Annotated in this window: 22 protein-coding genes and 2 tRNA genes; 17 read left to right on the top strand and 7 right to left on the bottom strand. The window is 60.8% G+C overall.

Going from position 1 to position 16916, the window contains the following annotated elements; all coding sequences use genetic code 11:
• Positions 1–105: 105 nt before the first annotated feature.
• The 3 genes from SO139_RS10875 to SO139_RS10865 all read right to left on the bottom strand — a co-directional run bounded on the left by SO139_RS10875 (position 106) and on the right by SO139_RS10865 (position 4998).
• Positions 106–3618, bottom strand: a complete 3513-nt coding sequence (locus tag SO139_RS10875; protein ID WP_498540045.1) for an autotransporter outer membrane beta-barrel domain-containing protein — start codon at positions 3616–3618, stop codon at positions 106–108.
• A 558-nt stretch (positions 3619–4176) separates the two neighbouring features.
• Positions 4177–4311, bottom strand: a complete 135-nt coding sequence (locus tag SO139_RS10870; protein ID WP_449381753.1) for a hypothetical protein — start codon at positions 4309–4311, stop codon at positions 4177–4179.
• 612 nt (positions 4312–4923) lie between these two features.
• Positions 4924–4998 (bottom strand) — tRNA-Glu (locus tag SO139_RS10865).
• A 206-nt stretch (positions 4999–5204) separates the two neighbouring features.
• Here SO139_RS10865 and SO139_RS10860 point away from each other — a divergent pair.
• Genes SO139_RS10860 through SO139_RS10850 form a run of 3 tightly spaced genes read left to right on the top strand, consistent with a single transcriptional unit; the run spans position 5205 to position 5935 of the window.
• Positions 5205–5459: a PilZ domain-containing protein gene (locus tag SO139_RS10860; protein ID WP_449381754.1), complete on the top strand. Its 255-nt coding sequence runs from the start codon at positions 5205–5207 to the stop codon at positions 5457–5459.
• Positions 5460–5515: 56 nt separating this feature from the next.
• Positions 5516–5761, top strand: coding sequence for a hypothetical protein (locus tag SO139_RS10855; RefSeq protein WP_449381755.1), 246 nt, complete (start codon positions 5516–5518; stop codon positions 5759–5761).
• 6 nt (positions 5762–5767) lie between these two features.
• Positions 5768–5935: a hypothetical protein gene (locus tag SO139_RS10850; protein WP_449381756.1), complete on the top strand. Its 168-nt coding sequence runs from the start codon at positions 5768–5770 to the stop codon at positions 5933–5935.
• Positions 5936–5938: 3 nt separating this feature from the next.
• Here the strand turns inward: SO139_RS10850 and SO139_RS10845 are convergent, their stop codons facing one another.
• Positions 5939–6604: a glutathione S-transferase family protein gene (locus SO139_RS10845; protein WP_498540044.1), complete on the bottom strand. Its 666-nt coding sequence runs from the start codon at positions 6602–6604 to the stop codon at positions 5939–5941.
• Positions 6605–6885: 281 nt separating this feature from the next.
• A complete protein-coding gene (locus SO139_RS10840; RefSeq protein ID WP_449381758.1) occupies positions 6886–7338 on the bottom strand; it encodes a VOC family protein in 453 nt (150 codons plus the stop codon).
• 171 nt (positions 7339–7509) lie between these two features.
• Here SO139_RS10840 and SO139_RS10835 point away from each other — a divergent pair, with 171 nt between their 5' ends.
• Positions 7510–7857, top strand: a complete 348-nt coding sequence (locus tag SO139_RS10835; RefSeq protein ID WP_498540062.1) for a GrlR family regulatory protein — start codon at positions 7510–7512, stop codon at positions 7855–7857.
• Positions 7858–8022: 165 nt separating this feature from the next.
• Positions 8023–8223 (top strand): hypothetical protein, encoded by a 201-nt coding sequence (locus SO139_RS10830; RefSeq protein WP_498540061.1) that lies wholly within the window; start codon positions 8023–8025, stop codon positions 8221–8223.
• Positions 8224–8441: 218 nt separating this feature from the next.
• Here the strand turns inward: SO139_RS10830 and SO139_RS10825 are convergent, their stop codons facing one another.
• Positions 8442–8657: a hypothetical protein gene (locus tag SO139_RS10825; RefSeq protein ID WP_474797387.1), complete on the bottom strand. Its 216-nt coding sequence runs from the start codon at positions 8655–8657 to the stop codon at positions 8442–8444.
• A 309-nt stretch (positions 8658–8966) separates the two neighbouring features.
• Here SO139_RS10825 and SO139_RS10820 point away from each other — a divergent pair, with 309 nt between their 5' ends.
• Entirely contained in the window at positions 8967–9242 is a 276-nt protein-coding gene (locus tag SO139_RS10820; RefSeq protein ID WP_449381760.1) for a hypothetical protein, read from the top strand.
• A 69-nt stretch (positions 9243–9311) separates the two neighbouring features.
• Here SO139_RS10820 and SO139_RS10815 read toward each other — a convergent pair whose 3' ends face one another.
• Positions 9312–9476 carry a hypothetical protein gene (locus tag SO139_RS10815; protein WP_449381761.1) on the bottom strand — a complete coding sequence of 55 codons (165 nt, stop codon included), beginning with the start codon at positions 9474–9476 and terminating at the stop codon, positions 9312–9314.
• A 428-nt stretch (positions 9477–9904) separates the two neighbouring features.
• On the opposite strand from SO139_RS10815, the gene SO139_RS10810 reads away from it, so the two are divergent.
• The 11 genes from SO139_RS10810 (at position 9905) to SO139_RS10760 (ending at position 16901) form a co-directional block, all read left to right on the top strand.
• The gene (locus SO139_RS10810; protein ID WP_449381762.1) at positions 9905–10666 is read left to right on the top strand and encodes an SIR2 family NAD-dependent protein deacylase; all 762 of its coding nucleotides are present in this window, start codon (positions 9905–9907) and stop codon (positions 10664–10666) included.
• 198 nt (positions 10667–10864) lie between these two features.
• Complete coding sequence (locus tag SO139_RS10805; protein ID WP_449381763.1) at positions 10865–11527, top strand: cold-shock protein; 663 nt, start codon at positions 10865–10867, stop codon at positions 11525–11527.
• Positions 11528–11658: 131 nt separating this feature from the next.
• Positions 11659–12135, top strand: coding sequence for a DUF192 domain-containing protein (locus SO139_RS10800; protein ID WP_449381764.1), 477 nt, complete (start codon positions 11659–11661; stop codon positions 12133–12135).
• Between the two features lie 73 nt (positions 12136–12208).
• A tRNA-Pro gene (locus SO139_RS10795) sits at positions 12209–12285 on the top strand.
• Between the two features lie 240 nt (positions 12286–12525).
• Entirely contained in the window at positions 12526–12720 is a 195-nt protein-coding gene (locus tag SO139_RS10790; RefSeq protein ID WP_498540043.1) for a helix-turn-helix transcriptional regulator, read from the top strand.
• A complete protein-coding gene (locus tag SO139_RS10785; RefSeq protein WP_498540042.1) occupies positions 12720–13259 on the top strand; it encodes a hypothetical protein in 540 nt (179 codons plus the stop codon). Before SO139_RS10790 ends, SO139_RS10785 begins: the two co-directional genes overlap by 1 nt.
• Before the next feature lie 315 nt (positions 13260–13574).
• Complete coding sequence (locus SO139_RS10780) at positions 13575–14138, top strand: hypothetical protein (RefSeq protein ID WP_498540041.1); 564 nt, start codon at positions 13575–13577, stop codon at positions 14136–14138.
• Positions 14122–14679, top strand: a complete 558-nt coding sequence (locus tag SO139_RS10775) for a hypothetical protein (protein ID WP_498540040.1) — start codon at positions 14122–14124, stop codon at positions 14677–14679. Before SO139_RS10780 ends, SO139_RS10775 begins: the two co-directional genes overlap by 17 nt.
• Positions 14676–14855, top strand: coding sequence for a hypothetical protein (locus SO139_RS10770; RefSeq protein WP_498540039.1), 180 nt, complete (start codon positions 14676–14678; stop codon positions 14853–14855). Before SO139_RS10775 ends, SO139_RS10770 begins: the two co-directional genes overlap by 4 nt.
• Positions 14842–15381, top strand: coding sequence for an HK97 family phage prohead protease (locus SO139_RS10765; RefSeq protein ID WP_498540038.1), 540 nt, complete (start codon positions 14842–14844; stop codon positions 15379–15381). Before SO139_RS10770 ends, SO139_RS10765 begins: the two co-directional genes overlap by 14 nt.
• A gap of 248 nt (positions 15382–15629) precedes the next feature.
• Entirely contained in the window at positions 15630–16901 is a 1272-nt protein-coding gene (locus SO139_RS10760) for a phage major capsid protein (RefSeq protein ID WP_498540037.1), read from the top strand.
• Positions 16902–16916: the final 15 nt, after the last annotated feature.

Genomic DNA, 16916 nt, shown 5'->3' with positions numbered 1-16916 from the left:
CGTATGGGGGAGCTCCAATAGCTTTTTTCGCGTCTCCGACGCGAGGGCGCTCCTTATCCTCGCCGGGACGGGACATTCTGATTTCGACGATGGCAATCTTACCCGTCACCAGCCTACCCGCAGTCCGGCCTTGCCGGTGTAGGCGAATCCGCCGCCGTCAAACCGGCTCTGGTAGGACGCGTTGGCGTAGAGCGTTGTGTTCGGTCTCACCTGCGCGCTGACACCGACATTGAGCTCGCCCCAGAGACCGCCGAGATCAGCAAAGAACGGAATGAAGCCGGTCTCTGAAGAGAACGACGTGACCGGGTTGCCGCGGAATTCGTTCCAGAGGTTTGGCCGGATCCAGGCGGTAATTTGTTGCGCGAACCCGTCAAGTGCCCATGTACGACCAAACCTTGCGCCAAATCGAGCGGCGAGCGAATCGACGTCGGCAAAGCGGACCTGGGCGGCGACGTCGGAGGCGTCATGGATGTTGATGTTCTGATAGATCAGCTGCGCCTGCGGTTCGATGAACCAGCCGCCGGCGAACTTGAAGGGATAGCCGCCCTCGAACGAGGTGGCCAAACCCTGGCCTTGAGTCCTGAATGTCGGCAGGCCGCGGCTAGCCGTCGAGTTGATGTCGTAGAAGGTGCCCTGCAGGATCGCATCGAGGTACCAGCCGCTCGGCCCGAAGTGAGTCCAGTAGCCGCCGAGCGTGTAGGCGGTGAAGTCGCTGTTGCCTTCCCTGCCGTCGAAATGGGTGACCTGTCCCTGGTTGCCGCCGATTGCGAAATAACCACCGGCGTGATCGCGCGAACCATCGGGTCGGTCTTGGCGGAGGAAATCCATGCCCGCCTGCAGCCCCAGGAATTGGTATTCAAAACGCGGACCGCCGGTGCCACCACTCAACACGCCGAGGCTATCGCCGTGCTGGGTACCGTTGACGCCGATGATCCGACCCCAGCCAAGATATGGTGAGCCGGGAACGAGCGGGGCGGCCTTGTAGTATCCGGCTGGGGCCGCGGTTGGATCGAACTCCTCTCCGACGCGCTCGTGCAATGTGTCGAGCAGATTGCGGCCATACAGGAGCGCCATCGACGGGATCGCCGCATAGAGGGAGGTCTCGATGCGGAAGTTTGGAGTGGTCGGCGTCGGTGGAATGGGAGGAACCGGTGTCTGACACTCCGGCAAGTTCGGGGTCAGCGTGCAATTCAGCGTCGAGCGCAGGTACCAGTTGCCGTTTCCTGCATCGGCGCCGACGCCGCCCAGGAACAGGGTGTATTCGTAAGGGCCGGCGACGGCGGGAGCGCCGAGCGTGAATACGCCACCGGCTGACCGGCCGGGATCAAGTGCCTGCACGACCAGGATGCCGTCGTTGACCGTCAGCGCGCCGGCACCACCGGCATTCTTGGCAAAAAGCCGCGTCGCACCGCCAGCGCCAAGGGAGGTGCCATCGACCACGAGCACGTCGGAATGCGAGTTGGCGCCCCCCTCGTTCAGCACGGTATCGAGCAGGAGCTGACCGCCGTTCGCGATGAATGTGCCACCACCGTTCATTCCGGGCGTATGGCCACCCGAAATCAGCAACACGTCACCGGCAACCGGATTGGCCTGCAGATCGATGATGCCGGAATTGGTGAAGCTGGTCGCACCGAGAATCTGGCCCTGCACCGGGCCGCCGAGCGCCATCGCGTTGAAATTCAGTCCCAGTGGCAAATACTGGCCGGTGGCATCAAGGATGGTCGCCCCGGGACCGCCCAGCAACGCCAACGTTCCGTTATTGGTGAAGGTACTGGGACCGCCACCAAGATCTGAAACCGCGACACGCAGCGTGTCGCGAACTCCGTCACCATTGGTGTCGGCGAAATGGCGCAAGTTGAAGATGCCGTTGTTGATGACATCGTTCACACCCGCGAGCTGGACAAAACCCGTGATGGTGCCGTTGTTGATGATGATCGGATCGCCGGCAATGGCGCGATCGGACAGTGCCCCAATACTTCCGTCATTGGTCAGGGTCGCGATCCCACCGGCGGAGCTGAGGAAAACACCGGTAGCCTGCAAACCCCAAATTGGTCCGACGCTGGTCAGGTCGGCCTGCCAGCCGCCCATGATCGATCCGCCTGGCGCGATATTGACCGTCACGCCACCGCTGCCGCTGGTTGCGCCGATTGCGGTACCGAACTGTCCCGGTGTCGATACGTTGGCCGCGTTGACTTCGACATGTCCTGTCGTTGTGGAGCGCGCAATCGGCCCGTGCAAAGTCTGGGTATCGGTGAGCAGCCCGTTGCTTCTGGCGAGTATCGTGCCACTGTCAGCCAATATGCCAACAGCATTGGAGCTGTTGGTCGTATCGATCGGCCCGGTGGCATTGACGGTGATGCTGCCACTGCCGGAAAGGGCAACGATGCCAGCGCCGCCACCGCCCTGGGTGGTAATGCCCGGACCGGTGTAGGTCACCGTGGTTGGCGCGTCGGCGTAACTGATGGTTCGGATAGCTACGGGGTTGTTGAAAATATTCGAATCGGGGACCGCGGTCCCGAAGCTCATGATGGTCGATGCTACGCTCGCAGTTAGCGACCGACCGTTTGCTGCGGTGGCCGAATCCAACTGGACGGCGATCCCAGCCTTCACAGGTTGTGTACGGCTGCTGTCCCCGGGGTTCGCGCCACTGACTGTGATGACGGTGCCGGGGCTGGTGGTGACCGATGCCGACCCGTCGCCCTCGACCCATACGACGATGCCACGAGGCCTGTTTCCAAACACGTTGATCGTGCCGCTATTGTAAGTCACCGACGCATCGCCGGCTCCCGACGGGACAAGCAATGAGTCTCCGGCATGAGCGATCAAGCCGTAAAAGCCGGACCCACTCACACCCGGCGTGCCCGTGATATTGCCGGAAGCAACTATTGCGGCATTTCCTGTTCCGCGGTTATCGGCCTGGATGCCAGTAGCCTCGGTTCCGCTGGAGGTTAGGCTCCCGCCGCTCCAGGTTACGCCCGCCAGATGAGGAATCCCCGTCAGGTTTGGCATCGCGAACGCAACGATCGCGTCCTCGCTTGCGGTGCCGGCCACGTCGATCGTGGTGTTCGTTGCGCTGATGATCGCGTCGCCGCTCGACTGGATTCGCAATCCGGTGTTGTTCGCCGTGAGAGGATTGGCCGTATTGTTGATTGTTACGCCATCCGTAGTGATGGTGATGTTGGCACTCCCCGAAGTCACGCCCGTGGAGTTGGCGGCGTTGACAGCGTTAACGCCGCCTGCGCCAGCGGGGATGACGACATTGACACCGGGTAGAAGTGTGAGGCCGATGGGGGTGCCGCCGGTGCCGTTGTTGGTATCGACGTTGATGCCGCCGGAATAGGGGTTGCCGCCAAGCGTACAGATCGTGTTGCTCGCGGGACCTGCGCACTGCGCCAGCGCTGGCGACAGTCCCGCATCGAATGCGGCTTGGGCAGTTACAATGGCGGCTAACGAAACGGTTGATAGCAGCCGATAGCGAAGCAATCGACACGAGACAGGATTACGAACCAGTCGGGAGAGCGCGGCACTCGCAATCGAATGGTGTTCTCGGCGCTTTAGGGTGTTCCGGACTTGCCGATCCGACACACAAGCGCCGACGGCCGCGAATCCATACTTCATCGCTCTCCCCACCGAGGTGATACAAGCAAATGAAAAAGGCGCGCCGTCCCGTTTGGTTGGAACGTAAACACAATCGTTGCGTCACACGATCAGCATGACGCTTAAATTCAAGCTCCCCAGCCTGACTGTAAACCAACACCACAATCGTCAATGAAGTCGCGAGCGTCTCCTTGTCCCCGCGCGACGCCATCTGTGATTTGTGGTCGCAATCCCCAGCAACGGTCCGGCAACTGGCGGCAGCTACGGGACCGTTGCTTGTGAGGCCTGTCGGGTTGCCGATAGGCACCCTGATAAAAGACGACAAATCCAGAGCGTGCAATTGTCCTTAAAGACAATTGCCCGTCAAAGGTGTCGTCCTGGTTGTGACGATCAGCGGCACACTGTCCTTGAGCTGGTGCTTTGAGCACGCAAGGTGCGAAAGAAATCTTGCGAGCTCGGGCGAGGGAGGGAAAAATTTCGGTACAGCCATCCCATTCACGGAACTGCCCGACGCGCAACTTTAGGAGATCGCAGGACCGTCGGAGTCGCACACCGCGATGTCCCACTCGATCCGGCAGATCACCGGTCGGTATGGGGGATCTCGTAGCGCTCCAGCCGCTCGACGGCCGCCTGTTGCTCGTGATGTCCCAACCACAGGACGAAGAGGATCAGCGAGCCGCCTAAAGCAGCCAAGCCGAAAGCAAGCTGCCTCATCCCGCTTGAATGCGCAGGAGGGACCGACGTTCCAGCGCCGGCGCCACTTCGGTTCGGCGCCCTATATTGAAGGGCTGACCGATCCGCAGGGCATATGGGTTCTGACCAGGCGCCCGTGCAGGCACTCTCCATGTCGCTCGTGGACGAAGGCAAGCAAGCCCATGACAATCAAAGCGGCGACGACACACACGGTTACGAAGTTCTGCGTCATGGTGCCACTCCAGTTGCTGGAGTCTGATCCGCGGTTATCGGGCGGGATCAGCACATCATCGACGAGCTCGGCGGTGAACGACCAACTGCCAGCCCCTAGGCCGGCGGGTTCTCCATGCGCCGCGGCCGCATCCTGACAGGTGGCTTTTTTTGCTTTGTGGGAGAGCGAACCTGCGGACTGTCGCTGTCGGGCTGGCGTTCTTGCTGAGCTGGCGAAATAGACCGTTCAAATCTGGCGGCCCACCGCTGCGCGGACCGCCTTTCAAGTTCTAAAGGGACCATACTCACGACCGGAACTCCGGGTTCGCGATCCTGCCCTGGCTTGAAGACATCAACGCTCGCCACGTCTCAAAGGTCCATCGGACACAGCGGAAGAAGGAATGGGCAAGTCTTTGATTTTGTTGGCGCTCCCTAGCGGAATCGAACCGCTCTCTCCACCGTGAAAGGGTGGCGTCCTAACCGATAGACGAAGGGAGCAAGACTTGCGCCGGGGCCCCAAACGAGTCGTACCCGGAATGCCCTGCGGCGGGCGAACGTATAGTGGCCTTTGGCCGGTGGGGCAAGCCATTCGGGAACGTCTTTTGGGACCGGTGGAGAAACTCACCATCGGGAAAGTTCGGAGCCAATTTCAACGGTTTCTTAGGGTTCCCTGCGGTAGCGCTGAAGGGGGAGATTTCCAACCGATGGCCGCAACCAAGAAGCGGGCAGCACGCAAACTGCTGTCCCAGCACGCCTGGATCACGCTCGAGGGCGGGTTCGCCGCGCGGCATTGCCTCGTGGCCGACATCTCCACCTCGGGGGCGCGCATCACGCTTGACGAGGACGCGGCTCAGCTGCCCGGCGTCATCCGGCTGGCCTTCGCGCGCGATGCCCGGACGGGGCGGAGCTGCCAGGTGGTCTGGCGGCGCGGCAACTCCGCCGGGATCAAATTCATCTGACCTTGGGCCGCGCCGGCCCGGATGGAAACCGGATCGTACCCGCGCTACAAGGCGACATGCGCGCGCTCTCCATCATCGCCATCGGCTGTCTCGCAATCTCGTCGGCAAGTGCCGAGACGGCACGCCTGCCTACATCGGAGCGGTCGCCCCCGACCGGCAAGGTGCTGCCACTCAAGGGTACGGGGAACGCCAATGCCTGCGCCGCCTACGGCCCGGGCTTCGTCAAGGTCGAGGCCACCGGAAGCTGCGTGAAGATCGGCGGCGCGCTCGATGTCGGTGTTGGCGCCTCGATCCGGCGCTAGCGGCGCATGCCGGCGAACGGGCTGTCGCTCGATATCATCGTTCCCGTGCTGATGTATTGCGCCCTGCTCTGGTGGGTCGGACGCGGCATGAGTTGGACCGCACGCCTCGCAACCGCCGCCGTCACGCTGGTGCTGGTCGTCTGCGTGCTGCTGGTCGAGCGCGGCTGGCGCTAACCTTCACGACATGGGAGGTGCGACGTACTTTTCGAAGCCTGGCCTGTTCGCGAGCTCTGCAAACCAGCGGTTCAGATTGGAAAGCGTCGGGCGGGCGATGCCCTCGACGCCGAGCCAGCGCCGCGCATAGGCACCGAGTGCGATATCGGCAATGGTGAAGTCATCGCCTTCGACGAAGCGGCGTGATGCGAGCTGCTGATCGAGGATGCGCCACACCTCGGCCGCCGCGTCCGCATCCTTCTGGATCTGCATCATGTCGCGCGCGGCCGGCGGCGTGCGCACGATGCCCCAGAACACGGGCCGATCGGCCGGCTGCAGCGTCGAGAGCGTCCAGTCGAGCCAGCGATCGACGCCGGCGCGTTGTCTCGCGGCTAGCGGATAGATCGGCGTGCCCTGACGGTAGGCGAGACAGAGATAGCGCATGATGGAATTGGATTCCCACAGCACGTAGTCGCCATCGACCAGCGTCGGGACGCGCGAGTTGGGGTTCATCGCGAGGTAGTCGGCCTCGCGCGTGCGGCCGAACTGCATGCCGGCATCGATGCGCTCGAAAGCCAGATCGAGCTCGGTCAGGCACCACAGCACCTTCTGCACGTTGACCGAGTTGACGCGACCCCAGACCGTCAGTTGCGGCTTTTGCTCTGGCACGCTTGCTCCTCCCGCGTTCATGCGTTGCGCGGGTGATAGCGGAATATCACGCACCGCGCGAGCTGCGTTCGCGAAGCCGCCTCATGCAAAAAGCTCCGCCCGGGGCGGAGCTTTTAGACGCATCCGACAACCGGTGACAATCAGTGGCCGAAGAATAGCCACAGCAGAATGATCACCGGAATCGGCACGCCAAGCAACCACAGCAACAGCCCTCTCGCCATTCGCGTCCTCCTCCAGATTTCCTAGTCGAGGAGAGAACGCCGACGGGCAGGCCTCGTTCCAGACGGAACGCGCGTGCTGCTTTACCAGTGACCGGTGTTCGGCATCGACAGCCACGGCTCCTGCGGCGGTTTCGGCTCGCCCTTCTGGAGCAGTTCGATCGAATGCAGGTCGGGCGAGCGGACGAACGCCATGTTGCCGTCGCGCGGCGGGCGATTGATGGTGACACCGGCCTTCATGAGCCGATCGCAGGTCGCGTAGATGTCGTCGACCTCGTAGGCGAGGTGGCCGAAATAGCGGTCCTCGCCGTATTTCTCTTCGTCCCAATTATAGGTGAGCTCGACCAGCGGCGCGCCGCGCGTCGAGGGCTGCCTCTTGAGCGCTTCGAGATCGTCCGCCGAGCACAGGAAGACGAGCGTGAAGCGCCCCTTGTCGTTCTCGATCCGCCGCACCTCCTTCAGACCCAGTGCATCCTGATAGAATTTCAGCGCGACATCGAGATTGCGCACGCGCAGCATGGTGTGGAGGTAACGCATGGTTTTTTCTCCCTAGACGGTCTTTGATTGAGGCGGGCTTGGTTCGGCCGTTCCATAGCAGCAAACGCGCGCTGAGGGCAGGGGTAGGAGCGTGCAACCGGCTGCATGGCAGGCTCGCGATTCACGCCGCTGCTCGACGCTGTCGGCGCCAGGTTGTATCCTAGGGCCGCCATGAAGAACGGGCTCTACTCCATTCACATCCACATGCTCGACGGCGTGAAAGGCCGCGACAGCGGCGTGCTGGTCCTGCGCGATGGAGTGCTGCTCGGCGGCGGACCCTATTTCTGGTCACAAGGCTCGTACACCGTCGGCAACGGCACCTGGAAGGGCGAGCTTGCCACCAACCAGCACACGCCGTTTGCCGACCCCTTCGTCCGGCCGCTGTTCGGCGGGCAGGAGGTCACCAGCGGATTCTCCGGGACGTTCACCGACAAGGAGGCGGAGGTGTTCGGCACCGTGCTGGTCGGCAACCGCAGCCTGAGCTTTCGTGCAACGTTGAAGCTGCTCGCCGACGTCTGATCGCCCACCGGAAAGCGCCGCGCGGCAAAGCCTAACGAAAGCTTGCACGAGATCGGATAACCCTATTCGGTTAGGTTAAAAGCCAGATCGCGTTGCACTTGCGACGCATTGCGATAGGTGTCGGCTCGCAGGCAAAGCGAAACGAGAGAGCCAGGCACGATGGCCATGACACTACCTTCGACGCCATCCTTTTACCAAGCCGACCGACAGACTTTTCGTCGTGTCGCCGTCGTCGGCGTGCTGTTCTGCGCCGCATTCGTAGTGATCAGCTTTTCGCTTCGTCCGCAGGTGGAAGACGGGGCGCACGTACTCGTCAAGGCCGACCGGCTGGTGCGGACGGCGGGGCAACCGCCGCAGGCGCATTGAGTGCGCCACCGCTCGCTCTAATCCTATCGCTGCAAATGCGAGTCGTCGCCGGGGCCGCGGGCGCGCGAGGTGCTGCGCGCAGCCAACGCCAGGAACCCGGCGTAGCCAACCAGATTGAGCAAGACTTCAAGCCACGCTGGCATCGCAGCCTCTTTGCGCGAACGAGGATAGCCAACGCGCTAGGGCCAAGTTTGTTCCAGCATCGTGAGATGACGTGCTCAGGTCCGGGAGGACGGATCCAGCCACCGCCCGAGGCTGGAGACTGAGACTGCCGAAGGCGAGTCCTTCAGGAACTCCGCGATTGCGCGGGCAAGTTCGGCGTCGCTCATCGGCGTCGGTGGCGGGCGCAAAGCGCCGACGCCGAAGCTGCGAACGATCTCCTCGTAGTGTTCATCTTGGCGTCTGGGGATCAGCCTGCGGATGCGGGCCAGCAATGCGGATATCGGCAAACGGACCTCCTCACGTGCCCTCCCCATTGGCAAAGGGGCGCCTCTGCTGCCATCGCGCTCTGAAACCGAAAACCCCGCCAACACCACGGAGGATGCTGGCGGGGTCTTCGTGCTTTCGCCTCGACCCGGATGGCGGAGGCTGCCGCACTTGAAGAGCAAATGCGCCGCCGAGCACGTTTGTTCCACATTGGCTCGGTTTTTTTCAACTAACCCCGGGTTTCGCCGGAGTCGATCGGCCGCAACTATCGGACGGTGCGAGCGTTGGTCCTCCACGAGCGATGGAGGAGAAAGCGCATGAGAAAGACTTTGGCAGTTCTGGCCGCCGTTGCGACCGTCGGCGCGACCGCGATTGCGGCACCGGCAGAGGCGCGCGGGCGCGGCATCGGACCGGGTCTCGCGTTCGGTCTAGCAGCCGGCGCACTCACGGCGGGCGCGATCGCAGCGTCCCATCCATACTATTATGGTCCGGACTACTATGGTTACGGCCCGAGCTATTCCTACGGACCGGGTCCTTACGCCTATTACGGCGGACCGGTCTACTACCGGCACCATCACTGGCGCCATTGGTAAACCAAGGCGCCAAAATGAAAAGCCCGGAGCTGCGCTCCGGGCTTTTTGCTTGTTCAATTCAAAACGGCCTTACGGCCAAAGCGATGGCCGCTCGACCTTGCGGGCGTTCTCCAGCGTCGAGACAAAATATTCTTCTCGTTCGCGTTTGAATTTTTCCTGTGTCGCGCGAAAAGCGGCGACGCGCGCTGCGATCTCGTCACGCTCCCTTGCTTTACGCTGTTCTTCTTCTGTCATGTCCATCCCCTTCTTACCAACTGACCTCAAGCGCTGCCGCCGCATCGCGTTGAGTCGGATTCGACGGGTGCATTGATCGACCTCGAATGGGGCGTCAATGGGGACGAGGCATTGCCGGATTGTGATAAGGGATGGGCGGAAAAACTTGCCGACCCTGGTCGCACTTCATGGTGGATAAAAGTGTCAACGATCTTGTCGCTCACGCGCTCTGACGCTAGCCCAAATGAGCAAATCAGCAGGCCGAGGTGGCGACGATCTGTAAGACTCTCGCAGCATCGTTTCGCGAGCGTGCGAACGCGAAGCTCCTCGAGAAGGTCGCCGCGCTGGTGCCAGATTCACAGGCAGCGGGGCGTCATTTGCGATGAGCGAGATCATCGCGACGGGCAGGGCGTGCTATAGGAGACGCGTTCGCGAACGGATGGCTGCCTATGATTGCATCAGATCTTCGCAGCGGGGTCGACAGGCTCGGCGACATGATTGCCGCAGCACGCACCATCGTGCCGTTCACCGGTGCGGGCATCTCGACCGAGTGCGGCATCCCCGATTTTCGCTCGCCGGGTGGATTGTGGACGCGTAACCGTCCGATCCCGTTCGACGAATTCGTCGCGAGCCAGGAGGCGCGGAACGAATCCTGGCGCCGCCGCTTCGCGATGGAGCCGACTTTTGCCGCGGCAAAGCCCGGCCGCGGCCATCGCGCGCTGGCCGCGCTCTACCGCGCCGGCAAGACTCCCGCCGTCATCACCCAGAACATCGACAATCTGCACCAGGCTTCGGGCTTCGCTTCCGATCACGTGATCGAACTCCACGGCAATACCACTTACGCGCGCTGCATCAACTGCGGCGAGACCTATCAACTCGATTGGGTGAAGCGGCGGTTCGACGCAGACGGTGCCGCGCCCGATTGCAGCGTGTGTGCCGAACCGGTGAAGACGGCGACGATCTCGTTCGGGCAGGCGATGCCGGAAGATGCGATGCAGCGTGCGACCGAGCTTGCACAGCAGTGCGATCTCTTTATCGCGATTGGTTCCTCGCTCGTGGTGTGGCCAGCGGCGGGCTTTCCGATGATGGCGAAGAATTGCGGCGCGCGTCTCGTCATCATCAACCGCGAGCCAACCGAGCAGGACGACATCGCTGACCTCGTGATCCATCACGATATCGGCGAGACCCTGGGGCCCTTCGTCGGCAACTGACGACGAATTGATTCGTGGCTGTGCAAGGCTGTTCATAGGTTCCGGCGAATCTCTTTTTTGTCTATGCGCCGCAACCGGGAATGTTATCTTTTGATTCGAGAGATTCGTGTGGCGTCATGGTGAGAAGTTCTCGTCCAGACGCGTGATTCGGTACCGTCGCTGAGGGCGGTCCGCCTTTGATGTGTGAGGTCCGGGGTTATGGGGTCGTCGGACGGATTCGAGTCCAAGAAGGTCGGGGTTCCCGCGCCAGGCGCGTCGTCTGGGCGGCTGGCACCAGGCGAGATCGCAGGTGTCGGTCGCGATGCAGCGCTTAATCCTTTCACCGGGCTCGGTGAGGGCAGCGGAAATCTTGTCGAAGTCACGGGCGTCATCAAATGGTTCGACGCTTCGAAAGGCTACGGCTTCATCGTTCCCGACAATGGCTGGCCCGACGTGCTCCTGCACGTTACCGTGCTGAGGCGCGACGGTTTTCAGACCGCCTATGAGGGTGCCCGGGTCGTCGTTGAGTGCATCCAGCGCGCCAAGGGCTACCAGGCGTTCCGCGTCGTCTCGATGGATGAGTCGACCGCGATCCACCCAGCTCAGATGCTGCCGCCGCGCACCCATGTCACGGTGACGCCGACGAGCGGGCTCGAGCGGGCGCAGGTCAAGTGGTTCAACCGCCTCCGCGGTTTCGGCTTCCTGACCTGCGGTGAGGGCACCCCCGACATCTTCGTGCACATGGAGACGCTGCGCCGCTTCGGCATGACCGAACTGCGACCGGGCCAGTATGTGCTGGTCCGCTTTGGGCCGGGCTCTAAGGGCATGATGGCCGCCGAGATCCATCCCGAGACCGGATCGCCGGGGCTCCAGTCCCACTAACCACAATGCTTCCAGCCGGCTGTTCCCGGATTCGTGAGCAGCCCGGGCGGGCGGGGCCGTCTGGCATTTGCCATGATCGCCGGGTTAGGATGCGCAGCCCCATCCCCTGCCGTTGGCATGAGTGCCGTTCCATGAATTTTGATCGTAAGGCAGCCTGGTCCCTGGTCCGGGGCTTGTTGGCCATAGTCCTCGTTCTTGCCGCTTGCGCTGGCCCCATGCGGGCTGCGAGTTTCCAGCCGCTCGAGATCGCGACCAGGAACGGCGTTCAGGTATTCTCCGTCGAGATGGCCACGACCGAGCAGGAGAAGACCACGGGCCTGATGTACCGAAAGGAACTCGCAGACGGGAAGGGCATGCTGTTCGACTTCTCGCCCGAGCAGGAAGTGACGATGTGGATGAAGAACACCTACATCTCGCTCGACATGATCTTCATCGGTGCGGACGGCCGCATCCTGCGGATCGCCGAGAATACCGAGCCGCTGTCGACCAAGATCATCCCTTCGCGCGGTCTTGCCAGGGCCGTCCTTGAGGTGCCGGCGGGCACGGCACAGAAATACGGCATCCGCCCGGGCGACCGCGTCGCCCATCCGCTGTTCGGTGCCAAATAGAGCCAAGATCGGCGGCGCACAGCCGCCTTGCTGGCAGCCCTTGAAGCGTGTATCGACGGGCCTGCTGGACATTCGGGGTATAGCGCAGCCTGGTAGCGCGGCAGTTTTGGGTACTGCAGGTCGTTGGTTCGAATCCAGCTGCCCCGACCAGTTAACTACATCAAATCATTACTGTTTCCGGTGTGGCATTCTCAGCCGCTTAGGCGTCGTAAGCCAAAAATCGGCACCGGATATGCACCGGCCGGGTAACGGCAGCCTATTCCGTGCCACGATTCCGCGCTTTTCGCTGGGACAACAATTCGAGCATTTGCTGTCCCAAAACCGCTTTCCGACTTCGGGTACAACTTCGTCCATCGTCGTCAATTCCGCCGACGCGAGGGGAGAATTTGTATGCTTAACGTGCGACAGGCCGCCGAACACGCGGGAGTCTCAAAATCCTATCTGGATAAGCTGCGGATATACGGGGGCGGTCCACTCTTTATTAAAGTGGGCGCCCGCGTGGTCTATGACCAGACCGATCTGGAGGCATGGCTAGCGTCAAAAAAGGTCGCGAACACGTCTCAGGTTCAGCGGGTGGCCGCCTGATGCTCGACATTTCCGTTACCGCGACCAAGGCACGCCAGAAGGCTGACACCACACCCCAACGGCTCGCCAAGGGACCGTCTTACGTCAACGAAGCTGGCACCCGCATCATGCGTGACAGCCTCCTAGAGCGGCTGGCCGACAAGGGCGAGCTTTATCCCGGCGACGCGATCATGAACGCGGCCCTGAAGCTCGCGGGCGAGCGTTACTACGAAGATTGGTACGGTGCCGGCATGTCGACGCTGGTTGCTATCGATTACGGCAAGGTCTCAGGCGGTCGTGGAGCAGGCGGCGGCTTGCCGGTAGGGCGACTGCAGACGCAGAGCCGGGAGCGCTACAGAGCGGCCCGTGACGCGCTGTACGAGGTGTACCGCAAGCCGGTGGAGATGATCCTGCTCGATGGGCAAGAAGATTTGCCGGCCGTCGGGGCGGCGTTGACGGGCTCCAAGAACCCGAAGATCACGCGAGCTGTTGCACTGGAGCGGTTCAAGGCTGGGCTGTTCCTCCTAGCCCGGCATTACGGGCTGACTCAAGCCAATTAGTTGCATTGGCAACTAGTGAAATGGGCCGATCATTCGGCGGCTGCAGAAAAAGATCAATAAAATCAATGCCGCTAAGGTTGCGATTTGACATCGGTACCATCTTGGGTTAAAAAGAAAGTACAGGTAAGTATTGCGTCTGGCCGCCTTTAAGGCGGCTTTTTTATTGATCCCTACACCCTAACTCTACCGGCCCGCCGCGCACTCGACCTCGCAGCGGGCTGGACTCGCGCGAGCGCTCTTTACCGGAGGGCGCTCGCGTTTTTTTTCGGACCTAAGTCCGAATTTTTTTCACTCTCAAATACGGAGGATTAAGCCGTGCAACCGGCTTCAGAAATTTTAGAACACCTGCCGGAGTACGGATTCGACAAGAATAGGTTGAAAGCCGTACACCGCGCGTTCGTCGAAAATGGCATCAGCCCAAAATCTGGCGGGCCGAACCGTATCGAAAAACTCGATGCGAGAGACACAACACGACTCATTCTCGGCTACGCGTGTGGTTCAACAATCAAGCGCGTCGCTGATGTCAGCGGCCAGTATGGTGCATGCCGCAACGAACACGGACAGCGCGTTGACGACCTCATTTCGGGCTGGATCGAAGGCATAGGAAAAATCATTCCCGGCGTCAAAGACGCCAACGCCTTAATGGCTTCGCACGCCCTACATTCGATCGTCGAAGTAGATCAAAGTTTCGCACGGGTGAAAATCGTCACCGAATGTAAGGACGGTGACACTGTCGAAACCACCTACGGCCCCGTGAAGGAAAAAGAGTCCAGATTGCTCGGCGTGCGCAACGTCGCTGTTATCTCCGGCACCATCATTTTCCGGATCGCTATGGGATTGTACTTTAATGCTTGGGACCCCAATGCAAAACTTTTCTGATTTCTCTTCGATCGTTCGCGCCGACAAAGCGCGCTCGGATGAGCTAAAGGCCGGCTATGAGGCCGCGAAGGCAGACAGACGTAGACTGGCCGCCTTGCAGGGCGTCGACCCTGACCGAGACAATCGCGCTGCACAGCTAGTGGCAGGGAAAGAGCCAGCCGATAGCCAGCCTTTGTCGGTCCTGATCGCCAACGCGGACAGTAAGATTTTCGACTACGCGCGTGCGATCGAGATTCACAACGTCGATGTTGCCACGCGCAAGACCGTTGAAGTGGCGAAGTACCTGAAGTCGGTGCGACCGACCAAGGCCATTGTCGAGTTCAGCAAGGCCTTGCTTGCCGCTCGAAAAGCATTGATCGAAATCGACAACGTGAAGAGCAAACTAGCTGCACAAGGGCTGGGGTGGCATCCGCTGGCAATCGACTTTGATCTTGAAGCTAACGCGGTGTTCGGTGACCCGAACGACAAGACCAGCGCATTTGCGCATCTTCTCCGCACGCTTGTCGATTGCGGACATGTTGATAGGAAAGAAATAGCATGATTGAGTACGCAAGCACAGGCGCGAAGATGACTGAGCGCAAAGAATTGCCGCCCGGAGTCTGGGAGTTCAAGGACGACGGCGAGGCGGTCAAGGTCTCCGACTACGTCGACGACGGTTACGAAGTTGCAGCCGATAAGGTCCGTGCCGCGATTGAGGCGATGAATGAGCCCATTTGAATTCAAGCTCTCAAGCAACGAAGAGGGCGCCTTCAGTGGATACGCATCTACCTTCGGCGGCCCGCCAGATAGCTACGGTGATATCGTTGAGCCGGGCGCGTTCACCGATACGCTCGCGGAATCCAAGCGTACCAATTCGTACCCCTTGATGCTGCTTCAGCATGGTATGGGCATGACTGTTGAAGACAGCTTGCCCATTGGCGCATGGACTCACTTTAGCGAAGACAGCAAGGGCTTGTATGTCGAAGGCAAACTTGCCCCAACGCAGCGCGGAAGAGATGTTCTTGCGCTTATGAAGATGTATCCGCCAGCAATCTCAAAAATGTCCATTGGCTACAGGACCCGAAAGGCCGTCTACATGCCGAAGGGCAGCGACGTGCGGCGCAAACTTCTTAACGTAAAGCTCTTTGAAGTGAGTCTTGTTTCCGCGCCAGCGAACCCAAGGGCATCTGTAGATTCGGTGCGCAGCGCCGACGCCAGCGACAGGGTCATGCAAGCGCTCTCTCGCCTTTTGGAACTTCAATGACCAGCGACGGAGCAGAAGCACTGAAGGCGTTCCCACCGGGGCGCACGTCGAAGATACCGACCACGAAACGAGAGTTTGAAGCGCTACTACGTAGCTTAGGATTCTCACACTCCCGCGCGAAGGCGATTACATCGCGCGGGTTCGTCGAAGAGTAGATCAACCACGAATCCCGACGTCCGCACGGGTTGTTTCTGCGGATAAATTACAGGGCGCTCGATGCGCCCTTTTTCTTTTGCAAAGGGAACTTAATGTCTACCAGCAATACTGCCGTCCGCGAAGTCATGACGGCCTTCGAAGAGTTTAAGGCAGCCAACGATAACCGTATTAGCCAGATCGAGCGCAAGGGCAGCGCTGATATCATCACGCTCAACAAGATCGAGAAGATCGAAACGACTCTGTCGGCGCATGAAGACGCTAACCAGAAATTGACTCTACAGGCTAAGGCTGCAGAAAAAGCGGCCGGCGAAATCAAGGCTCTGCAGTCCGCTCTTGAGAAGCTTGAGGCTAAGTTCGGTCGTCCCGGCGCGGGTGGTACGGAACAGGCGAAGTCGGAGTACAAGGATGCGTTTGACGGGTATCTGCGTCGCACTGACAGCGGCCTGACTGCAGACGAGCGTAAGACGCTGAACGAATACAAGGCTCTTGTCGCCGGCAACGACACGTTGGGCGGCTATTACGTTGCTCCGCCCGAAATGTCCGCCGAGATTATCAAGAACGTCGTTCTGATGTCTCCGGTGCGATCGATCGCTCGCTCGACTTCGATCGGCGTTAGCTCGCTGAAGCTGCCGAAGCGCACCGGCACGTTCGCCGCTCGTCGTACTGGCGAAGTCGCGACGCGCACCGAGACAACCGGCTACACCACCGGCATGGTCGAAATCAACGCGCCTGAAATGTACGCCGAAGTGCTGATTTCGGCTCAGATGATCGAAGACTCCATGTTCGATATTGAGTCGGAGATGAATCAGGAGTTTGTCGAACAGTTCGCAGTGAAGGAGGGGCAGGAATTCGTCAACGGTACAGGCAACGGAAACCAAGCCGAAGGGTTTATGACGTCTTCGGCCATTACGGCGGTGTACAACTCCGGTTCGGCCGCGACCATTGCGGACGCGAACGGGCAGGCGAACGGCCTGATTCAGATGTTCTACGGCCTGAAGACCGCGTACGCGAAGAACGCCGTGTGGACGATGAACCGCGCGACAATCGGCGCTGTCCGCCAGTTGAAGGACACCACCGGCCGGTACATCTGGGTACCCGGCATCGCTACCGGCGCCCCTGCGACGATCTTGGACGCGCCGTACGTCGAACTGCCGGATATGCCGGACGCGGGCGTTGGCACCTTCCCGATTGCGGTGGGCGACTTCAGGCAGGGCTACCGCATTGTCGACCGCGTTCTGATTTCGGTTCTTCGCGACCCCTACACGCAGGCTGATAGCGGAATGGTCAAGTTCCTTGCCCGTAAGCGCGTCGGCGGTGCCGTCGTGAAGGGCGAGGCGTTCACCAAACTGAAGTGCTCCACCTAATCCAAACTTGGGGGC

It is taken from the genome of Bradyrhizobium sp. UFLA05-89, assembly GCF_059803475.1.
The sequence above is the reverse complement of the archived record's forward strand: the minus strand, read 5'-3'. Positions and strand labels throughout refer to the sequence as shown.